Here is a 372-nt window from a genome sequence, read left to right as displayed (position 1 = left end):
GGCACGCGGACTTCACGACGCGCACCGTGCGCCGTACCGTCGAGCGCCCCGTCGACCTCGACGCCAGCGGCCCACGGCCGCGCGGAAAGAGCATCTGCGAGCCCGGCCGCGCCGCCTGAGACCTCGACTTCGAGGCGGTGAGTGCCGTAGCGGCCCTTCAGCTCGCTGATGGACGACTGCGCAACGACTCGACCGCGATCAAGGATGGCGACCGAATCGCAGACGCGTTCGATGTCGGCGAGGATGTGAGTCGAGAAGAACACCGTGGTACGTCCGGAGAGCGAGCCGATCATCTCGAGCACCTCTCGCCGACCAATCGGATCGAGCGCGCTGGTGGGCTCGTCAAGCATGAGCAGCCTGGGCGCGTTGACA

At 67.5% G+C, this 372-nt stretch carries 1 pseudogene; it reads right to left on the bottom strand.

Features of this window, described 5'->3' with window-relative positions:
- Positions 1–209: 209 nt before the first annotated feature.
- A pseudogene (locus FDZ70_11270) lies at positions 210–372 on the bottom strand (ABC transporter ATP-binding protein).

Source organism: Actinomycetota bacterium (assembly GCA_005774595.1).
Lineage (GTDB): Bacteria > Actinomycetota > Coriobacteriia > Anaerosomatales > D1FN1-002 > D1FN1-002.
The sequence above is the reverse complement of the archived record's forward strand: the minus strand, read 5'-3'. Positions and strand labels throughout refer to the sequence as shown.